Raw genomic sequence first — 20,425 nt, forward strand, 5'->3', positions numbered from 1 at the left:
TTTTGGGACGCGTCCATTTCTTGCTAATTACTGCCGCCGATTTACTTGACGGTCAGCGCCTCGTTGATGAACTTGTTCTGTTCTTCCAGGTGCGTGGACATATAGCCCGCAGCCGGCGCGGCCGAGGCCGGGCGACCCACGTATTCCAGCTCCAGCTTCGGATGCGTCTCCGCCAGCAGGCGGCGCATATGGTGCTGGCTGTGGTACCAGGCGCCCTGGTTCATGGGCTCTTCCTGGCACCAGGCCACGCTCTTGAGGTTCTTGAACGCGGAAACCGCGTCTACGAATTCCTCATCGGGGAAGGGATACAGCTGCTCGATGCGCACGAAGGCCACATCTTCCTGCTCCCGCTCCATGCGCGCTTCCAGCAAATGGTAGTAAACCTTGCCGGAGCACAGGATCAGGCGCTTGACCTTGGCCGCGTCCACATTGTCATCCTGGATGACGTTGTGGAACTTGCCATTGGCCAGCTCCTCAAGGCTGGAGGTGGCCAGCTTGTGGCGCAGGATCCACTTCGGGCTCATGATCACCAGCGGGCGGCGCATTGGGCGGATGGCCTGGCGACGCAGCAGGTGGAAAATCTGGGCCGGGGTGGTGGCATTACACACCTGGATATTGTGCTCGGCGCACATCTGCATAAAGCGCTCCAGGCGCGCGGAGGAGTGCTCCGGGCCCTGCCCCTCGTAGCCGTGCGGCAGCAGCATGACCAGGCCGCACATCCGGCCCCACTTGTGCTCGCCGGAAGTGATGAACTGGTCAATCACCACCTGGGCGCCGTTGGCGAAGTCGCCGAACTGGGCTTCCCAGACGATCAGGGACTTGGGCGTGGTAGTGGCGTAACCGTACTCGAACGCCAGCACGCCCTCCTCTGACAGCAGGGAGTCGTAGATATAGAACGGCGGCTGGCCCTCGTACATGTTCTGCAGCGGTACGTAGCACTTGCCGTCCTTCTGGCTGTGGACCACCGCATGGCGATGGGAGAAAGTGCCGCGGCGAACGTCCTCACCGGTGAGGCGCACCATGTAGCCCTCTTCCAGCAGGGTGCCATAGGCCAGGGTCTCGGCCATGCCCCAGTTCAGCGGCGAGGCGCCACCGGCCATCTTGCGCCGGTCTTCGTAGATCTTGGAGACCTGGCGCTGCAGCACGATACCGTCGGGAATATCCGTCATGCGGCGTGCGACGTCCTTCAGCTTGGGCAGCTCGAAAGAAGTATCGCCCGGCGTCTGCCAGTCGTGGTTCAGGTACGGGCTCCAGTCGACAAACATGGACTCGTCCGGCTCCTTCACCAGGCCGGTGGCCACATCCTCGCCACGATCCAGCTTGTCGCGGTAGTCGTTGGCCAGCTTGTCGGCCGTGGACTTGTCCAGCACGCCCTCGCTGATGAGCTTCTCGGCGTAGAGGGTGCGGGTGGTCTTCTGCTTGCGGATCGCCTGGTACATCAGCGGCTGGGTACCGGACGGGTCGTCGGTCTCGTTGTGGCCGCGACGGCGGTAGCACACCAGGTCGATGACGATGTCTTTCTTGAATTCGTAGCGGTAATCCACCGCCAGCAGGGCGGCCAGCACGACCATCTCCGGGTCGTCGCCATTCACGTGCAGTACCGGGGCATCGATCATCTTGGCGACGTCGGTGCAGTACTCGGTGGAACGGGCATCGTCGCGCTTGCTGGTGGTGAAGCCCACCTGGTTGTTCAGCACGATGTGCACGGTGCCGCCGGTGTAGTAACCGCGGGTCTGGGACATCTGCAGGGTTTCCTGCACCACGCCCTGGCCGGCAAAGGCGGCATCACCGTGGATATTGATCGGCATTACCTTCTCGCCGGTGGCATCGCCGCGGCGATCCTGGCGGGCACGTACCGAGCCCTCTACTACCGGGGCACAGATCTCCAGGTGCGACGGGTTGAAGGCCAGCGCCAGGTGCACCTCGCCGCCCGGGGTCATCACATTGGAAGAGAAGCCCTGGTGGTACTTCACGTCGCCAGAGGTATCCAGGGTCTTCTTGCCCTCGAACTCCTCGAACAGGTCGGCCGGGTTCTTGCCCAGGATATTGACCAGGGTGTTGAGGCGGCCGCGGTGGGCCATGCCGATGACGATTTCCTTGACGCCGTAGGTACCGGAGCGACGGATCAGGGCGTCCATCATCGGGATCAGGCTCTCGCCGCCCTCCACGCCGAAGCGCTTGGTGCCCGGGTACTTGGAGTCCAGGTGACGCTCCAGGCCCTCTGCGGCAGACAGTCGCTGCAGGATCTCGGTCTGGATCTCGTTGCCGAAATTGGGTTTGGTCTGGCTGCGTTCCAGGCGCTGCTGGAACCACTGCTGCTCTTCCAGGTTGGAGAGATGCATGATCTCCGCGCCCAGGTTCCCGCAGTAGGTGCGCTCCAGGCCCTCGACGATCTCACGCAGGGTAGCCTCGCCACCGCCGAAAAACAGGCCGCCGGTCTGGAAGGTGGTGTCGAAGTCGCCCTCGGTCAGGCCGTGGTAATTCAGCTGCAGGTCCGGCACCTGTTCCCGTGCCATCAGCCCCAGCGGGTCGAGGGTGGCCTTCTTGTGGCCACGGTGGCGGTAGGAACTGATCAGCTGCAGGACCTTCACCTGCTTGCGTTCGTGCTCGATGTTGACGGCACCGGCGCCGGGAGCGGACAGCGGGCGGGTGCGGTTCCTGGCCAGGAGCTCGAAATGGGCCCGTACCGCCGCATGGGATACATCGCCTCCGCCCTGGACCCGGGGCAGGCTATCGAAGTAACTGCGCCACTCCTCCGGCACGGCACTGGGGTCGTGCAGATAGGTCTCGTACAGTTCCTCCACGTATGCGGCGTTGCCTCCCGAGATATGGGAAGTGCGCCACAGCTGCTCCATGGTGCTTTCGTGCATGTTGATGCCTACCTCGATTGCAGCGGACCCTTTTGGGGCCTGGGCGCTGCGCTTTCCTTTCACTCACAAAAGGGGAGGCGCCGAATGTCACCTCCCCTTTTCATCTCGCTACCGGCTCGTTGCGCCGGCTTTCTTCTTGGATAGGCGCCGCCGTTGGCGCCGGGCCCACACGGGCCCAACCGGTCCAGCCGGCGCCCTGCGGTTACACGGCGCGGGCCAGCAGCATGTTGCGGATATGCCCGATTGCCCGCGTGGGGTTCAGCCCCTTGGGGCAGACATTCACGCAGTTCTGGATGCCGTGGCAGCGGAACACGCTGAAGGGGTCATCCAGCTTGGACAGGCGCTCGTCGGCGGCGGTGTCGCGGCTGTCCGCCAGGAAGCGGTATGCCTGCAGCAGGCCGGCCGGGCCAATGAACTTGTCCGGGTTCCACCAGAAGGACGGGCACGCGGTCGAACAACATGCGCACAGAATGCACTCATACAGGCCGTCGAGCTTCTCGCGCTCTTCCGGTGACTGCAGACGCTCGATCGCCGGTGCCGGGTTGTCGTTCTGCAGGTACGGCTCGATTTTCTTGTACTGCTCGTAGAACTGCTCCATGTCCACAACCAGGTCGCGGATCACCGGCAGGCCCGGCAGCGGGCGCAGCACCAGCTTGCCCTTGGGCGCAGCCTCGGACAGCGGCGTGGTGCAGGCCAGGCCATTGCGGCCGGAGATGTTCATACCATCGGAGCCGCACACGCCTTCACGGCAGGAGCGGCGGAAAGACAGCGTCGGGTCCTCGGCCTTCAGCAGCTCCAGCACATCCAGCACCATCAGGTCCTTGCCCTGGGTGTCCAGCTCGTAATCCTGCATGAAGGGAGCTTTGTCGGTCTCCGGGTTGTAACGGTAAATGCTTACTTTCAACATACTCTATTCCGCTCCCGAATCAGTAAGTCCGAGCCTTCGGCTCGAAAGCTTCCATGGTGGTGGGCGCAAAGTTAACCGCGCGCTTGCCCACACGCTTCTCCGCAGGGAAGAACATGGAGTGGCACAGCCAGTTCTCGTCGTCGCGCTCCTGGAAGTCCTCGCGGGCGTGGGCGCCGCGGCTCTCGGTGCGCGCCTCGGCCGGGATCGCGGTGGCCTCGGCCACCTCCAGCAGGTTCTGCAGCTCCAGGGCCTCGACCCGCGCAGTGTTGAAGGCGCGGCTCTTGTCCTCCAGGCGCACATTCTCGATGCGCGTGCGCAGGTCCTTGAGCTTCTCGACACCTTCGGCCATGTAGTCGCCCCGGCGGAATACGCCGAAGTGGTTCTGCATCACACCCTGCAGCTCGGCGCGCAGGTCGGAGGCCCGCTCGCCGTCGTTGTCGTTCTCCAGGCGGTTGAGTCGCGCCATGGCTGCCTCGATGTCGGACTCGCTGGCTTCGCGGGTCTCGATACCCTCGCGCAGGGCCTTCTCGATAAAGAGGCCGGAAGCGCGGCCAAAGACCACCAGGTCGAGCAGCGAGTTGCCGCCCAGGCGGTTGGCGCCGTGTACGGACACGCAGGCCACCTCACCACAGGCATAGAAACCGTCAATCACCTGGTCGTTGCCGGCGGCATCCTGGGTCAGGGCCTGGCCGTGCACGTTGGTGGGGATACCGCCCATCATATAGTGACAGGTGGGCACCACCGGAATCGGGTCCTTGACCGGATCGACGTGGGCGAAGGTCTTGGCCAGCTCACAGATACCCGGCAGGCGGCTGTTCAGCACTTCCTCGCCCAGGTGGTCGAGCTTCAGGAATACGTGGTCGCCGTTGGGGCCGGCACCGCGGCCGTCCAGGATCTCCAGCACCATGGAGCGCGCCACCACGTCGCGGGAGGCGAGGTCCTTGGCGTTGGGGGCATAACGCTCCATAAAGCGCTCGCCGTCCTTGTTGATCAGGTAGCCACCCTCACCGCGACAGCCCTCGGTCACCAGTACACCGGCGCCGGCAATACCGGTCGGGTGGAACTGCCACATCTCCATGTCCTGCACCGGGAAACCCGCGCGCAGTGCCATGCCGACACCGTCACCGGTGTTGATGTGGGCATTGGTGGTGGAGGCGTAGATACGGCCGGCACCGCCAGTGGCAAACACGGTGGCCTTGGACTTGATGAACACCACTTCGCCGTCCTCGATGGACATGGCGATCACACCCACAACGGCGCCGTCCTGGTTCTTCACCAGGTCGATGGCGAACCACTCGTTCAGGAATACGGTGTCGTGCTTGACGTTGTTCTGGTAAAGGGTATGCAGCAGCGCGTGACCGGTGCGGTCCGCCGCCGCGCAGGTGCGCGCAGCCTGGCCGCCGCGGCCGTAATCCTTGGACTGGCCGCCGAACGGGCGCTGGTAGATACGGCCGTTCTCGGTACGGGAGAAAGGCAGGCCCATGTGCTCCAGCTCAAAAACCGCTTCGGGCCCGGTGGAACACATGTACTCAATCGCATCCTGGTCACCGATATAGTCGGAGCCCTTGACGGTGTCGTACATGTGCCAGCGCCAGTCGTCCTGCGGGTCGGCACTGGCAATCGCGCAGGTAATCCCCCCCTGGGCGGATACAGTGTGCGAACGGGTCGGGAACACCTTGGTGATTACCGCAGTCTTGAAACCCGACTGGGCCATTTGCAGGGCAGCGCGCATTCCCGCACCGCCGCCGCCGATTACGATCCCGTCAAAGGAAATGGTTCGCATGTTCGCCATAAATTACACACCCCACAGAATTTCAATGCCCCACACCGCGTAGTACACGGCCACTGCACCCAGCAGCATCTGCACCAGCACGCGCAGCACGGTCGCCTTGCCACCCATGGTGCGGCTGGTGATGTAGTCGGTCACCACAGACCAGAGACCGATCCAGGCGTGTGCAAGCGTGGAGAGAAGCGCCACCAGGCTGAAGATACGCATCCAGCCCTGGGCAAACAGCGCCGACCAGCTCTGGTAGCCGAAATCGTCGCTGAAGAAAATGAAACCCACAATAAAGAGGGTATAAGCCAGCAGCACCACTGCGGTCACCCGCTGGTACAGCCAGTCGAAAACGCCGCTGCGGCCGAAACTTGTGACTGTAGTTACCATAACCATACCCCTGTGAGCAGAATCAGGATTACACTGAGTACCAGCACCAGCACGGCGCCGCGACGACCACCCTCCAGGGACTCACCGATCCCCAGGTCCATCAGCAGGTGACGCACACCCGCGATCAAGTGGTAAATCAACGCTGCCAGGGAAGCCCACAGCAGGAGCTTGGCGGGAGTGCTGCTGAACAGCGCTGCCATATCGGCAAAACCCTGCTCCGAAGAGAGGCTGGCATCCAGCATATAAAGCAGCAGCGCAACCACGGCGAACAGGATCACGCCGGAGATACGGTGCAGGATGGAAACCAGAGCGGCAGCGGGAAGCTTGATAGTGGAAATGTCTAAATTGACTGGTCTGTTTTTGTTCACAGGAAAAACACCTTGTTGCCCTGAACGACCGGGCGCCCGTTAGCTTTCAATGGAGGGGCGAAATGCTTGCTGAACGTTTCACATCCATTCTGGCGAAGCCTTGTGCAGTCAGGCCGCACCGTGGCGCAAGCCGCGCGGATTATAGGCATTCGAGGTGCAAAACACAACGAAACGCCAGCCCCGCCCCCGGGCCCACCGCATACCGTGCCGGCGCCCTACCCCACCACCGGGGCAGGGAGTCCGGCGCCATCCCAGCCGAAGATATCGGGAAGCGCACCCCTCCCAGCAGCCGAATCCTCTCCCCAAAAGACGCACGGCCGAATATCCTGCCGTTTTTAGACTGACCGTCCACTCGTTTTGGTTTGACAATTCGGGGCCCGCCACTTAAGTTTGGCCCCGCCGAAATGACCGCTATGCCTCTGTCAGACAGGCATTCAGGCGGCATAAGAATAGTTTTAGGAGTCCGCAATGTCCGATAAAAAAGCGCAACTTACGGTCGACGGTATCGACGGCAGTATCGAAATGCCGGTACTCTCCGGCACCCTCGGCCCCGATGTTGTTGATGTCAGCAGCCTGACCGGCAAGGGCTTGTTTACTTACGACCCGGGCTTTGTATCCACCGCCTCCTGTGAGTCCAAGATCACCTACATCGACGGCGCCAAGGGCCAGCTGCTGCACCGCGGCTACCCGATCGAGCAGCTGGCGGAGCATTCGGACTACTTGGAGACATGCTACCTGCTGATGAACGGCGAACTGCCCTCAGCAGAGGAAAAGGAGAAGTACGTCGAGACCATCATGAACCACACCATGGTGCATGAGTCTATCGTCAACTTCTTTAAGGGCTTCCGCTACGACGCCCACCCAATGGCCATGATGTGTGGCGTAGTCGGCGCCCTCGCCTCCTTCTACCACGACTCCCTGGACATCAACGACCCCGAGCACCGCCGCATCTCGGCCCATCGCCTGATCGCGAAGATGCCGACCCTCGCGGCCATGTGCTACAAGCACTCCAAGGGCCAGCCGTTCATGTACCCGGACAACAGCCTGGGCTATGCCGAGAACTTCCTGCACATGATGTTCGGCAACCCCTGCGAGGCGAGCAAGGTGGATCCGGTGGTGGCCAAGGCCATGGACGTGATCTTCCTGCTGCACGCCGATCACGAGCAGAACGCCTCCACCTCCACCGTGCGCCTGGCGGGCTCCTCCGGTGCCAACCCGTTTGCCTGCATCTCCTCGGGCATCGCCGCCCTGTGGGGACCGGCGCACGGCGGCGCCAACGAGGCAGTGCTGAACATGCTGGAGGAGATCGGTGACGAGAGCCGTATCGACGAGTACGTCAAGAAGGCCAAGGACAAGAACGACCCCTTCCGCCTGATGGGCTTCGGCCACCGCGTGTACAAGAACTTCGATCCCCGCTCGCGTGTCATGCAGGGCATCTGCGACGAGGTACTGAGTGCCATGGGTGCCGAGAACGACCCGCTGCTGCGCATCGCCAAGAAGCTGGAGAAGATCGCCCTGGAGGACGATTACTTTGTGGAGAAGAAGCTCTACCCCAACGTGGACTTCTATTCCGGCATCATTATGAAGGCCATCGGCATCCCCACCGATATGTTCACGGTGATCTTTGCCACCGGCCGCACCGCCGGCTGGATTGCCCACTGGAACGAGATGATTTCCAATCCCTACAAGATTGGTCGTCCGCGCCAGTTGTACACCGGCTACACCGAGCGCGACTATGTGCCGCTGAACCAGCGCTGAGTCGCTGTGGCGACATCACCGCTCCCAAAAAACCCGGCTCTGCCGGGTTTTTTTTTGGCCCGTTCTCCCGCGAACCAAGCCTCCTCCCGACCTCCCACCCGCCGAGCGCACGCACCATGGCGGTGCAACCGCCACCACCGCCACCGCTGCGGTGTGAATAAAGTCTCACTAAAGAAACAAAATTGAAATTTATTGCTAATTTTGCAGTGTAAGACATAGACAATGACGGCAAAATTAGAAATTGGGAGCCTGTTTTCCCAAACATAAGCACAAGAACGGCAAAACAACGAATCAAGGGCCAACATTCATGTTCCGAATTTTTTCCGGCAAGTCGCGCGAAGACGAGCAGTCCCAGAACGACCGCTACTCCCGCAGCACCACACAGGGAGCCAAACCCGGGCGAACCATCAATTACGACCCCGCGCTCATCAACGCTCTCAAGAAGGACCACCACGAGCTGGTCGATGTTTTCCAGCGCATCTGGTCGGAGGGCTATGAGAAAAGGGATTTTCGCCAGCTCGCCCAGCTGCTCACGGTGTTCAAGTCCAATTTCCAGGCGCACCTGATCAAGGAGAACGTCCGCTTTTATGTCTACCTGGAACAGGCACTGGCAGAGGACGTGCACACACTGCAGATCGTCAAGGACTTCCGCACCGACATGAACGACATTGCCAATGCTGTGGTGCAGTTCTGCAAGCGCTATACCCACGAGGCCTTCTCGCAGGAAATGATCAGGGACTTCAAGCGCGATTACGAGAAGATCGGGGAGGCCCTGGTCAGGCGCGTCACACTGGAAGAAAAGGAGCTCTACACCCTTTACCAGCCCTCCTGAACCCTCCCCCCACCGGCGCCGGGCCAGCCCGGCGCTGCCGCACCCTTCCGCTCATCTCCCAACGCCTTATTTATGGGACTTTGTTCCTGCTTTTCGTGTTTGAAAGGCATTAAAATCCACAAAATATAAAAATTTAAGAACATAAGAATAATGGAATGCCGGCAAGGCTTGTGGCTCGGTGTCGCCGGGCCAGGCCCAGTGCAGCAATTTTAGCGGGGGTAACACGTGACCGGACTCTTGGCGGAGCCTCGGGAGTCGGGACTGCATGCCATACAGGCTGTGGCCGATCCAGACTATCCCATATATGTCGTAATCGGGGCTGGCCCGGTCGGCGTGCGCTGTGCACAAAAGCTGCTTGAATACAGCACGGAAGCCCAGGTAGTTGTCATCGGGGCGGAAGATGAGGCTCCCTACAACCGGGTGCGCTTGTCCCAGTACCTGTCGGAGGAAGTCTCCCGGGAGGAACTGGACAATCCTGTACGCACCGAGCCCCACCCTCGCCTGGCGGAATTCACGAATTGCCGGATAGTCCGCATCGACCGTGCTTCCCGCCGGGTGTACGACCAGCACGGCAACGCCCAGCCCTACACCAAGCTCATACTCGCCACAGGCTCCAGGCCGGCAATCCCGGATATTCCCGGCATCCGGCTGGGCAGGATCCTGCCCTTCCGCAGTCTCGGCGACGCCCGCACCCTGCTGGAGCTGCGACAGAGCAGTCGCTGCATCTGCGTGATCGGCGCCGGGGCACTGGGGCTGGAGGCGGCCGCCGCCCTGAAGACCCGCAACAATCGCGTGGTCCTGCATTCAAGGGCGGGCCTGCTTGGCGGCCGGCTGAGCCGGGAGGCCGAATCTTACCTGACCGATGCCCTCGAGGCGCTGCAGATAGAGCTGCGCTCAGGCGTGGAGGTCTCGGCCTTTCACGGTCCCGACAGGGTCAGGCAGGTGGAATTTTCCGATGGTAACCGGCTGGAGGCCGATGCAGTGGTGCTCTGCACCGGCATTGCTCCGGAGACGGGACTGGCTGAGGCATGTGGTCTCGATAGAGGACGCGGCATCCTGGTCTCGCCCCAGATGCAAACCAGCGACCCCGATATCTACGCGGTGGGCGAGTGCGCGGAATTCGAGCAGAAGGTTTACCAGCTCGTCAGGCCCGGTTACCAGCAGGCCGAGGTCTGCAGCCGGCATATCTGCGCCCCCGCCAGCAGGCAGGAGAGTGACGAACGCTACGCCGGCAGCCATACAGATATCGAGTTGAAAATCTCGCATATCCCCTGCGTTATCCTCGGCGAAGAAACTGTCGGTACTGGCCCTGAAACGCGGCGATATACCTACCGCAATCGCTTCCGGGGGCTGTTTCGTGAGCTGGTGGTTCGCAACGGAACCATCGTCGCCGCAACCAGCATCGGAACCTGGGGGGAAATCAATCGCGTCCGGCAAACCATCGCCACCAACGACAGGATTTCCGCCCGCCGCCTGGCGAAGTTCGAGGAGAGTGGTGAGTTATGGCAGGAGGGAGCGTCCCCCGGCATCAAGGAACAGCCGGCGAGCTACCTGGTGTGCCAGTGTAACGGCGTGACCAAGGGTGAGCTGTGCGGGGCCATCTCTTCCGGGAAACGCACCCTGCAGGAACTCCAGCTAGCCACCGATGCGGGATCGGTCTGCGGCAGCTGTCGCCCGCTCATTGCCGAACTGCTGGATACCCCGGCGCCCAACCTGGTGATGCGGCATGCGCGCGGGATCCTGGTCACCTCAATACTGTCGCTGGCACTGATAGCCATTGCCGTGCTGCTGCCCCCCACCCCGGTGGCGGAGAGCGTCCAGGCGCACTGGTACTGGGAAAAAATCTGGTATGACAATTTCTGGAAACAGGTCAGCGGCTACACCCTGTTGGTCCTGTGCCTGCTCACCGCGAGCCTCAGCCTGCGCAAGCGCTGGCAGCGCCTGAAGGCCGGTCATGTGGATCACTGGCGTTACGTGCACAGTGTCATTGGCCTGCTGGCGCTGCTGGTGCTCGTTGTTCACACCGGCTTTCGGCTGGGGGAAAACCTCAACCTGGCCCTGATGCTCGTTTTCCTCGCCGCCACCACAACTGGTGCATTGGTGGGCGTCTTCATGGCGAGAAATCACCACTGGACCGATATGAAACTGCGTGAGCACCGCAAGTGGTGGTCGCGGGTGCACTACGCATTGCTCTGGGCACTGCCCGTGCTGCTGTTTTACCACGTATTGGCGGTGTACTACTTCTAAATGAAAAAGTATCAATTCAAGTTCTGGCATTACGGCCTGCTGGTGACGCTGCTCGCCGGGGCCGCCATCACCTATAACCTGGAAGCGTCTGACAGGAGCTTCTTTATCAGTGGCGAGCCTACCCATGGGCACCACCAGATCGAGCTGGCGTGCTCTACCTGTCACGGAGACGGATTCGCTGGCCAGGAGTTCCTGCAACAGGCCTGCCTGGACTGCCACGCCGACGAACTGGCAGCTGCAGATGACAGTCACCCCGCCCGGAAATTTCTCGATCCCCGCAACGCTGCGCTGCTGGCCAAACTTGATGCCCGTCGTTGCGTTACCTGCCATACCGAGCACAAACCGGAAATTACCCGCGACATGGGCGTCACCCTGGCGGGGGACTTCTGTTTTCACTGCCACCAGGATATAGCCGATGACCGGTCAAGCCATGAAGGGCTGGGCTTCGAGAGCTGCGCCAGCGCCGGCTGTCACAACTACCACGACAACCAGTATCTCTACGAAGACTTCCTCACCGCACATATCGGTGCGCCGGCCGTGTTGCCGGCCGGTCACCTGCCGGTGCGCAACGGCCTGGCGCAGTGGAAGGAGAACAACCCGGAGAAGGCCCCGCTCGGCCACGCGGATGCGGACCTGGAGACAGGGGCGGCAGGCGACCACACATCAAGCGACATACTCGGCGACTGGTCCGCAAGCCCGCACGCACAGGCAGCGGTCAACTGCAGCGGCTGCCACGCGGGTGGCAAGATGCAGTTCAGCAGTGCCGAAATCGTCGCCCAGTGTGGCGAATGCCACGCAGCACAGAGGGAAGGTTTCACCAGTGGCAAGCACGGCATGCGGCTGTCCGCCAACCTTCCCCCGGGCTTTGCCGAAACCTCCGGCAATATTTCTCCCACCGAGGCCTGGCTGCCGATGAAGGCCGGCGCGGAAGGGGAGCTGAGCTGCACCAGTTGCCACGGACCGCACGAGATAAATACAAAGTTTGCCACGGTGGATGCCTGCCTCGGCTGCCATAACGACGAGCACAGCCTGGCCTACCGCCAGTCAGCCCACTTCCGCGAATGGGAGAGCGGTGGCACCGGCGGGGTCAGCTGTGCCAACTGCCACTTGCCCCGGGAAACCCATGACGGACTGGTGCGAACCAACCACAACCAGAACCACAACCTGCGGCCCAACGAGAAGATGCTGCCGGTCTGCCTCAGCTGCCACGGCATCGAGTTTGCAGTATCGGCCCTGGCGAGCAAGCCCGTGGTGCGCAGCAATTTCAGCGCGCCGCCAGCCGATGGGCACGACACCTTCGAGCTAATCCGCGAGCGCATTGCGCGAATCCGCTCCAGATAGGCCCATACCAGCCGAATACCGAAAAGATAATTCCAGCAAAATCCCGATAGGAGGGTAAAACATGCGTATCCTTGCCTGCATCATTGCAGCCACAACAGTGCTCACAGCCTGCTCTAAAAATACTGGCATAGCCCCGGAACGAATGGCAGATGCGATTTTCGCCGTGATCGAGGCCGACCGGGCCAGCTACACCAATAATGTGGTCAACCGACTGCAGAATGAGGAGAAGGTCATCAAGGCGGATGAGCACTGGAAAGACAACCAGGCGCTGCCGCTGCCGGCCCAGATGATGCGCATGGGTGCAGAGCGGGTGGCCGAGCAGCAGGCGGGCTTTAACTACGCCCTGCTCTCGCTGTGGGCGATCAACAAGCAGAACAAGCCCCGCACCGAGCTGGAGAAGCAGGGTCTCGAATTCATCATCGACAACCCAGGCCAGAACTTCTATGGCACTGAAAAGCTGGGCGATACCGAGTACTTCACTGCGGTCTACCCGGACGTGGCAGTATCCCCGGCCTGCGTCAGCTGCCACAACGACCATGCCGACAGCCCACGCACCGATTTCGAACTCGGGGAGACCATGGGCGGCGTGGTGATCCGCATCCCGCTGTAATCACGGGCGGGCTCCTGCAAAGGCGTCATCTCGTGGCGGCGACCGGGAAACCGGTCCCCGCCACAGCCCACGCGGCCGCACTTTAGCAACGCTTTGGCATATGCCGGGCGTTTCAAATCATAAAAATAAATAAGCCTGAATCGGCGCCGATTCTGGCAGGAAATTTTTTCAGCCACACAAAGAAATAGCGGCCGAATTCATTTCGACCGCTCCCTCTCTTTAAGCTGGCTGGCTCTACTCCCGCTGTTCACTCGCTGAAGTCGTTGTTTCAGACCAGTGGTTACCCGCTGTGGGTATATTTACGGGTTAGTCCAGCCTCCGTTACGGACCGCTTGTTGTTGCCGCTTCACACTGCAAGAAGTGTTGAAGCTGCTTACCCGGGCAATGTCTATATTAAGGTCAGCACCCCCGTTTCCCAACTCCAGGAGAGCCACCATGCCCTACGCCAATCCCACCGAACTGCCGGACAATGTCAGGAATGTGCTTCCCATGGACGCACAGGAGGTTTACCTGGAGGCGTTCAACAGCGCCTGGGACAAGTACGAGGATCCCAACGACCGCAGGGGGGCCACCCGGGAGGAGGCCGCCCACGCGGGGGCCTGGGCGGCGGTAAAAGCGAAATACGAGGAAGACGACGACGGCGACTGGCACCCGAAGCACTGAACCGGGGCAGGTGCTGCCCCCCGGGCGGCACCTGAGCGACCTCAGTACCCGGTCACCTTCCCTTCCCTGAGGGGGTGAATCAGCCCCTCCAGCCCCTCGATCCTGATTTCCAGGGCCAGCGCCAGCAGGTGCCCCAGGCGGCCCTGCGGGAACCCTTTCTTCGCAAACCAGAGCAGGTATTCCTCCGGCAGGTCGATCAACACACGTCCGGCATACTTGCCGAAAGGCATCGGCATGCGGGCGATATCTACCAGGTCCTTCTTCTCAAACATTTATCGGCCTTAACTGCGCACTGACTTCTGGCCGCCATTATCCGACAGGAGCTGACCCGGAGCCAGATTGGGAACTCCCGGCTCGCGACAATAGTATTCCCCGGCGAATCACTATTGATGCGTGATCAGGAGTATTTATGTCCATGCAAACCCTCAAACACGCGGGACTCGCGTCCCTGCTAACGGCCGGCCTCCTTTTCTCGGGCTGTGCCAATATGAGCGATACCGACCGCCGAATCGGCACCGGCGCAGGCATTGGTGCCGTTACCGGTGCCCTGATCTCAGGCGGCCGCCCCGGTGCCACGGCAGCGGGCGCCGTTCTCGGCGCGGGCGCCGGCTGGCTCTACGACCGCAACAAGAAGCGGTACTACCGCTACGACCGCCACGGCAATCGCATCTATCGCTAGGACGGTGAACGGCCCTGCCCTTCCGGGCAGGGCTGCTTCCTCCGCAGCTCATCGCGAGGGATAGGGGCAGCCCTTATCCCTGCCCGGCGGCTGCGAACCGGCCGTGGCGATCGCCCAGGGACGGCTCGCCCTCTCCTCTGCCTTTACCCACATCTCCTCGTATTCCCTGGACTCCCATTGAGGTCACTTTTGCCCTGTTCGGTGACCGCCGTTTTCCCCGTGGGCCAAGTATGGGAATATGAGAACATCGTGACCGGCCGTGGCGGTCGCACTGACATCTCACACTGCAACAAATAAAACCAAGGAAAAGCCGTGAAACCTATCCATCCATCAAAAATCCTGGGGCTGTCCCTGGCTGTCGCGCTGCTGGCAGCCTGCGACAAGCCCGCTGATGCCGGCGCCGGAGCAACGGACACCGTAAGCACTGTTTCCACCGAGGGCATGTGGATGCCGAGCCAGCTGCCCCAGCTGGGTGACAAGCTGCAGGGCCTCGGCCTGGAGCTGGATCCGAAAACCATGACCGATCTCACCGAGTTCCCCATGAACGCGGTGATCAGCCTGGGCGGTTGCACGGCCTCATTCGTATCCCCGGAAGGTCTGGTGGTGACCAACCACCACTGCGCCTACGGCTCCATCTCCTACAACTCCACCGAGGACAACGACCTGCTGGCCAACGGCTTCCTGGCCAGGTCGCTGGACGAGGAACTGCCCGCGGCACCCGGCTCCCGGGTCTATGTCACCGTGGATATGAACGACGTAACCGACAAGATCGACGGTGCCCTCAGCGAGGGTATGGACGGTGCCGCCCGCTTCGCCGCCATCGAGGACGCCAAGAAGGGACTGGTGTCCGACTGTGAAGCCGACCCCGGCCATCGCTGCGAGGTTTACAGCTACTACGGCGGCGCCAGCTATTACCTGATCAAGCAGCTGGAAATCCGCGATGTGCGCCTGGTCCACGCCCCCGCCTCCTCGATCGGCAAGTTCGGTGGCGATATCGACAACTGGATGTGGCCGCGCCACACCGGCGACTACTCCTTCCTGCGCGCCTATGTCGGTCCCGATGGCAAGCCGGCGGACTATTCCGAGGACAACGTTCCGTACCAGCCGCGGCACCACCTGACCGTCTCCACCGAGGGCCCGCAGGAAGGCGACTTCGTGATGGTGGCGGGCTATCCGGGCAGCACCAACCGCTACCGCACCGCGACGGAGGTGGACAACAATTTCAACTGGTACTACCCCACCATGCAGAAGGTACTGGCGGACTGGTCGGCGGTGATCGGCGAGGCCACGGCGGGCAACAAGGACGCGGAGCTGAAGTACGCCAGCCTGGTGGCCGGCCTGAACAACTACTCCAAGAACTTCACCGGCATGCTGGAGGGCTACGGCCGCAGTGACCTGCTCGCACGCAAGCGCCAGCTGGAAAACGACCTGCAGGCCTGGATCGAGGCCAACCCGGAATCCGCCGAGAAGTACGCCTCCCTGATCACCGACCTGCAGGAACTGGTCAACGAGAAGCAGTCCACCCAGGAGCGCGACCTGGTACTGCGCTTCATGGACCGCTCCGCCATGCTGAGCGCGGCCCGCGACCTCTATCGCCTGAGCCTGGAGAAGCAGAAGCCGGACATGGAGCGAGAGCCTGGCTACCAGGAGCGCGACATGACCCGGTTCACCGAGAGCATGAAGCGCATCGAGCGCCGCTTCCACCCGCAAGTGGACCGGGCCATCTGGACCTACTTCATCGAGCGCTACAATGCCCTGCCGGAGACCCAGCGTATCGCCAGCTTCGACGCCTTCCTCGGCGACAGCGCCAGCGGTAAGGCCCTGCAGGAAAAGCTGTCCGCGATGTATGAAGCAACCGGCCTGACCGAGACCGAAGCACGCCTCGCCTGGATGGAGAAGTCACCCGAGGAGTTCCGCGCGAGCGACGACCCCTTCATCCAGCTGGCTGTATCCATGTATGAAGACATGCATGCGATCGAACTGCAGGACAAGGCCATGACCGGCCGCTTCGCCGAACTGCGCCCGCGCTATATGGACCTGCTGATCGCCTATTACGAGGAGCAGGATAAGCCGGTCTACCCGGATGCCAACGGTTCACTGCGTGTAACCTATGGCCTGGTGAAAGGCTATACGCCTCCGGCCGGCACTATCCAGGGCCCGGCAGATGGCAACGACGGCAAGGACGGCTTTGTTCCGTTCACCACCCTGCGCGGTATCAAGGCCAAGTACACCGGTGAGGACCCGTTCGATGCGCCGCAGGCACTGCTGGATGCCATCGAGGAAAAAGCCTACGGCCGCTTCTATGACGAGCAACTGGACTCGGTACCGGTGAATTTCCTCTCCACGGTGGATATCACCGGCGGCAACTCCGGTTCCGCCACCATGAACGGCAAGGGCGAGCTGATCGGCCTGGCTTTCGACGGCACCTACGACAGCATCAATGCCGACTGGGACTTCAATGACAATACCCGCGCCATCCACGTGGATGTGGAATACATGTTGTGGGTAATGGAGAAGGTCGACGGCGCCCACAACCTGCTGGAGGAGATGGGTGTGGCGGCGGAATCGGTGGCGGCAGAGACTGCCCACTGAGCCCTGCCCCGTGAGGACAAAAAAGCCGGCGCTTGCGCCGGCTTTTTTATGTCTCCCGGCCGGGTTTTCGTCACGCCGGCACAGGCCAGCAACCTTATCACCGGCCCCCAGCCAGGAGGATCGGCCGGCTGGACGCGGGCAACGGCAACAGCGGGCAAGTAACGGCGTCATGCCGCTGGGCCGGCACCCCGGCGAAGGCCGGTATCCAGACACCTCAAGGGTTCAGAGAGCGCTTATCTCACGGCGAGCCTCGGGGCTTGATTCGGCCATACCGGGAAGGAAACAGGAGTGCAAAAGATTCAATAAAAGGAAAAAGAGTTCAAAGCAACTTGGTCTTGGTCTTGCCACATCGCTGGCACCGGTACTCGGTCACCAGCTTTCCCTGCTTCACGTCGAACTTGCGCTCGGTGACCACCTGCCACTTGTGGAATCCATCGCGACACAGGCTCTTGCCCCGGTGCTTCTCCCAGGCGGTCTTCTTCTTGAACTGGATTACATCACCCATCGCTGCTCCCTTATACCACTTCGCCGGCGGCATGGCCTGAAGCCCAGGCCCACTGGAAATTGTATCCCCCCAGCCAGCCGGTCACGTCCAGCACCTCGCCGATAAAGTAGAGCCCCGGCTGCGATTTGCATTCCATGGTGCGCGAGGAAACAGCATCCGTGTCCACCCCACCCAGGGTCACTTCCGCGGTGCGGTAGCCCTCGGTGCCCGCCGGCACGAGCCGCCAGGTCTGCAGCTCCTCCCCGATGGTGGCCAGCTCGGCCGGGCTGAACTGCTTCAGCGGGCGGCTCTCGATATTTCTTTCGGCCAGGAAGTGCTGGGCCAGTTTCCTGCTCCACAGACTCGCCAATATCGTGTGCAGGTGCGCCTCGGGTTTCTCTGCCCGCTGCTGGTTCAGCCACTGCGCCAGCTCCCGGTCCGGGGCCAGGTCGAAGGTCACCGCCTCTCCCTCGCGCCAGTGGCTGGAGACCTGCAACACTGCCGGCCCGCTCAGGCCGCGGTGGGTGAACAGCATCTGCTCATGGAAAGAGCCCTCGCCACAACTGGCGGTTACCGGCAGGGCGCTGCCCGGCAGTTCCTGCTGCCGCTCCAGCTGGCGCCCGTGCAGGGTAAAGGGCACCAGCGCCGCGCGGGTGGGCACGATATTGAGGCCGAACTGCCGGGCGATATCGTAGCCGAAGCCGCTGGCGCCCATGGTGGGAATCGACAGCCCGCCGGTCGCGACCACCAGGGACTCGCACTGCACCCTACCCAGGCTGCTCTCCACCCGGTAGCCGCTATCCAGCGGCACCACTGCCTCGATACTACAGCGGGTGCGGATCTGCACCCGGGCGTCGCGGCATTCCGCCAGCAACAGGTCGACAATGTCCTTCGACTTGTTGTCGCAGAACAGCTGGCCGAGGGTTTTCTCGTGGTAGGGGATGCCGTGCTTCTCCACCAGCGCGATAAAGTCCCACTGGGTGTAGCGGGCCAGCGCCGACTTGCAGAAATGCGAATTCTCGCTGTAGAAGTTCTCCGGCCCGGTATAGAGGTTGGTGAAATTACAGCGCCCACCGCCGGACATCAGGATCTTCTTCCCCACCTTGTTGGCGTGGTCCAGCACCAGCACGCTGCGCCCTCGCTGGCCCGCCACCGCCGCGCACATCAGCCCGGCCGCACCGGCACCGATCACCAGTACATCAACCTGTTCGGGCAGGGGTTTGGGGGCGGCTTCTTTCATGGGAAGGAGGACAGACGGGGCCGGGCGCAGTTGGCGCCCGGCAAGAATCAAAGGGTATCAGGCGCGCGGCAGGGTGACGCCGCGCTGGCCCTGGTACTTGCCGCCGCGGTCCTTGTAGGACACGTCACAGACTTCGTCGGACTCGAAGAAGAGCATCTGCGCCACGCCTTCGTGGGCGTAGATCTTGGCTGGCAGGTTGGTGGTATTGGAAAACTCCAGGGTCACGTGGCCCTCCCACTCCGGCTCCAGCGGCGTCACGTTCACGATGATGCCGCAGCGCGCGTAGGTGGACTTGCCCAGGCAGATGGTCAATACCGAGCGCGGGATACGGAAGTATTCCACGGTGCGGGCCAGGGCGAAGGAATTGGGCGGGATCACGCAGGAATCCCCCTCTACATCGACAAAGCTGTTCTCGTCGAAGGTCTTGGGATCCACGGTCGCGGAGTGCACGTTGGTGAAGATCTTGAACTCGCCCGCGCAACGCACGTCGTAGCCATAGCTGGAGGTGCCATAGGAAATCAGGCGCTCGCCGCTGCCATTGTGGCGCACCTGGCCGGGCTCAAACGGCTCGATCATGCCGTGTTGCTCGGCCATCCGGCGAATCCACTTGTCGGATTTGATACTCACTCCGCCCCCCTGTTCGAATAGGCTGTGCTGGTCAGTTTGCTGGTATATGAAGAGGCCGAATCATAGCCGGTTTGCACTGTGCAAAAAAGTGCCAATCGCGACTGCATGGCTCCACCCCATCCTCATCCCGCTCCCGGACCGATATCCCATGGGCTCCCGATTTCATCCGGCACCGGCGGTAGATGAAACCGGCGCCTCCAGGCTCCCACCCCCTTGTTGCCCCACACCAACTACTGTATAAATTGCCAGTAATAACTGTACAAAAACACAGTCCTAACCCCGACAGGGAGCAAAGCGCGAGGGCAGAAACCGTGAGCAGTGCCGAAAACCTTTTGCAAAACAAGCAGTTAACTGATGGGCTGAAGCAACAGCGGCTCGACCAGCTACTGGCCCGGGCCGACATCTGGCAGGCAGCCAATGAGCACCGGCGCCAGCGCAGCGGCATCACCACCGGCTACGCCGGGCTGGATGCCCTGCTGGCCGGCGGCGGCTGGCCCCGCGGCGCCACTACCGAGCTGTTGGTGGACCAGGCCGGTATCGGCGAACTGGGCCTGTTGCTGCCCGCGCTGGCGGAACTCACCCGCCGGGAGCAGATGGTGGTGCTGGTGAACCCGCCACACATCCCCTATGCCCCGGCCCTGGCCAGCGCCGGCGTGCAGCTGGAGAAACTGCTGATCCTGCACCCCCAGGGCCCCCGCGACAGCCTCTGGGCCATGGAGCAGTCGCTGCAGTCCGGCTGCTGCGGCGCCCTGCTCAGCTGGCAGGAGCGGCAACCGCCAGCCGACAAGGACCTGCGGCGCCTGCAGGTAGCCGCACGCGAGGGGGACTGCCTCCACTTCCACTTCCGCCCGCAGTCCTGCGCCGCCAGCCCGTCACCCGCCAGCCTGCGCCTGCAGCTGGCCAGTGATGGCGACCAGCTGGCCCTGCAACTGCTGAAGCAGCTGGGAGGGCGTACCGGCCAGCGGCTGCACCTGGCCCGCGCCGCGGACCTCACCCGCCGCGACCGGCCACTGCACTGAGCGCCGCGTAAGCGACTGTAGGAG

The 20,425-nt window shown here is 62.2% G+C and carries 18 protein-coding genes; 9 read left to right on the plus strand and 9 right to left on the minus strand.

Annotation, left to right across the window (positions count from 1 at the left end; translation table 11 throughout):
- Positions 1-41: 41 nt before the first annotated feature.
- From BLT26_RS02260 to sdhC, 5 genes are all read right to left on the minus strand, one after another.
- Positions 42-2,870, minus strand: coding sequence for a 2-oxoglutarate dehydrogenase E1 component (locus BLT26_RS02260; RefSeq protein ID WP_091507562.1), 2,829 nt, complete (start codon positions 2,868-2,870; stop codon positions 42-44).
- Between the two features lie 202 nt (positions 2,871-3,072).
- Positions 3,073-3,777 (minus strand): succinate dehydrogenase iron-sulfur subunit, encoded by a 705-nt coding sequence (locus BLT26_RS02265; RefSeq protein ID WP_091507566.1) that lies wholly within the window; start codon positions 3,775-3,777, stop codon positions 3,073-3,075.
- Positions 3,778-3,796: 19 nt separating this feature from the next.
- Positions 3,797-5,569, minus strand: a complete 1,773-nt coding sequence (gene sdhA, locus BLT26_RS02270) for a succinate dehydrogenase flavoprotein subunit (RefSeq protein ID WP_091507570.1) — start codon at positions 5,567-5,569, stop codon at positions 3,797-3,799.
- Between the two features lie 3 nt (positions 5,570-5,572).
- On the minus strand, positions 5,573-5,941 hold the full coding sequence (gene sdhD, locus BLT26_RS02275; protein WP_091507572.1) for a succinate dehydrogenase, hydrophobic membrane anchor protein: 369 nt from the start codon (positions 5,939-5,941) through the stop codon (positions 5,573-5,575).
- Positions 5,935-6,309, minus strand: a complete 375-nt coding sequence (gene sdhC / locus BLT26_RS02280) for a succinate dehydrogenase, cytochrome b556 subunit (protein WP_091507576.1) — start codon at positions 6,307-6,309, stop codon at positions 5,935-5,937. Before sdhC ends, sdhD begins: the two co-directional genes overlap by 7 nt.
- Before the next feature lie 468 nt (positions 6,310-6,777).
- Here sdhC and gltA point away from each other — a divergent pair, with 468 nt between their 5' ends.
- From gltA to BLT26_RS02310, 6 genes are all read left to right on the plus strand, one after another.
- Positions 6,778-8,067 carry a citrate synthase gene (gene gltA / locus BLT26_RS02285; protein ID WP_091507580.1) on the plus strand — a complete coding sequence of 430 codons (1,290 nt, stop codon included), beginning with the start codon at positions 6,778-6,780 and terminating at the stop codon, positions 8,065-8,067.
- 307 nt (positions 8,068-8,374) lie between these two features.
- Positions 8,375-8,899: a hemerythrin domain-containing protein gene (locus BLT26_RS02290; protein WP_091507583.1), complete on the plus strand. Its 525-nt coding sequence runs from the start codon at positions 8,375-8,377 to the stop codon at positions 8,897-8,899.
- 225 nt (positions 8,900-9,124) lie between these two features.
- A complete protein-coding gene (locus tag BLT26_RS02295) occupies positions 9,125-11,146 on the plus strand; it encodes an FAD-dependent oxidoreductase (protein WP_091507588.1) in 2,022 nt (673 codons plus the stop codon).
- The gene (locus BLT26_RS02300) at positions 11,147-12,487 is read left to right on the plus strand and encodes a cytochrome c3 family protein (protein ID WP_091507592.1); all 1,341 of its coding nucleotides are present in this window, start codon (positions 11,147-11,149) and stop codon (positions 12,485-12,487) included.
- A gap of 142 nt (positions 12,488-12,629) precedes the next feature.
- Positions 12,630-13,097 (plus strand): Tll0287-like domain-containing protein, encoded by a 468-nt coding sequence (locus BLT26_RS02305; protein ID WP_245720552.1) that lies wholly within the window; start codon positions 12,630-12,632, stop codon positions 13,095-13,097.
- Between the two features lie 435 nt (positions 13,098-13,532).
- Positions 13,533-13,760, plus strand: a complete 228-nt coding sequence (locus BLT26_RS02310) for a ChaB family protein (protein WP_091507600.1) — start codon at positions 13,533-13,535, stop codon at positions 13,758-13,760.
- Positions 13,761-13,801: 41 nt separating this feature from the next.
- Here the strand turns inward: BLT26_RS02310 and BLT26_RS02315 are convergent, their stop codons facing one another.
- The gene (locus tag BLT26_RS02315) at positions 13,802-14,032 is read right to left on the minus strand and encodes a DUF3820 family protein (protein WP_091507604.1); all 231 of its coding nucleotides are present in this window, start codon (positions 14,030-14,032) and stop codon (positions 13,802-13,804) included.
- 143 nt (positions 14,033-14,175) lie between these two features.
- Here BLT26_RS02315 and BLT26_RS02320 point away from each other — a divergent pair, with 143 nt between their 5' ends.
- Complete coding sequence (locus BLT26_RS02320; protein ID WP_245720553.1) at positions 14,176-14,439, plus strand: glycine zipper domain-containing protein; 264 nt, start codon at positions 14,176-14,178, stop codon at positions 14,437-14,439.
- Between the two features lie 363 nt (positions 14,440-14,802).
- Positions 14,803-17,031: a S46 family peptidase gene (locus tag BLT26_RS02325; protein ID WP_425435264.1), complete on the plus strand. Its 2,229-nt coding sequence runs from the start codon at positions 14,803-14,805 to the stop codon at positions 17,029-17,031.
- Positions 17,032-17,350: 319 nt separating this feature from the next.
- On the opposite strand, the gene BLT26_RS02330 is transcribed toward BLT26_RS02325, so the two are convergent.
- From BLT26_RS02330 to dcd, 3 genes are read right to left on the minus strand one after another with little or no spacing between them, the layout of a single operon-like run.
- Positions 17,351-17,536, minus strand: coding sequence for a hypothetical protein (locus BLT26_RS02330; protein ID WP_091507615.1), 186 nt, complete (start codon positions 17,534-17,536; stop codon positions 17,351-17,353).
- A 10-nt stretch (positions 17,537-17,546) separates the two neighbouring features.
- Positions 17,547-18,755 carry a BaiN/RdsA family NAD(P)/FAD-dependent oxidoreductase gene (locus BLT26_RS02335; RefSeq protein ID WP_091507618.1) on the minus strand — a complete coding sequence of 403 codons (1,209 nt, stop codon included), beginning with the start codon at positions 18,753-18,755 and terminating at the stop codon, positions 17,547-17,549.
- 57 nt (positions 18,756-18,812) lie between these two features.
- Positions 18,813-19,382 carry a dCTP deaminase gene (gene dcd / locus BLT26_RS02340; RefSeq protein WP_091507622.1) on the minus strand — a complete coding sequence of 190 codons (570 nt, stop codon included), beginning with the start codon at positions 19,380-19,382 and terminating at the stop codon, positions 18,813-18,815.
- A 311-nt stretch (positions 19,383-19,693) separates the two neighbouring features.
- Here dcd and imuA point away from each other — a divergent pair, with 311 nt between their 5' ends.
- Positions 19,694-20,401, plus strand: coding sequence for a translesion DNA synthesis-associated protein ImuA (gene imuA / locus BLT26_RS02345; RefSeq protein WP_245720554.1), 708 nt, complete (start codon positions 19,694-19,696; stop codon positions 20,399-20,401).
- Positions 20,402-20,425: the final 24 nt, after the last annotated feature.

The organism is Microbulbifer yueqingensis (assembly GCF_900100355.1).
Taxonomy (GTDB): Bacteria; Pseudomonadota; Gammaproteobacteria; order Pseudomonadales; family Cellvibrionaceae; genus Microbulbifer; species Microbulbifer yueqingensis.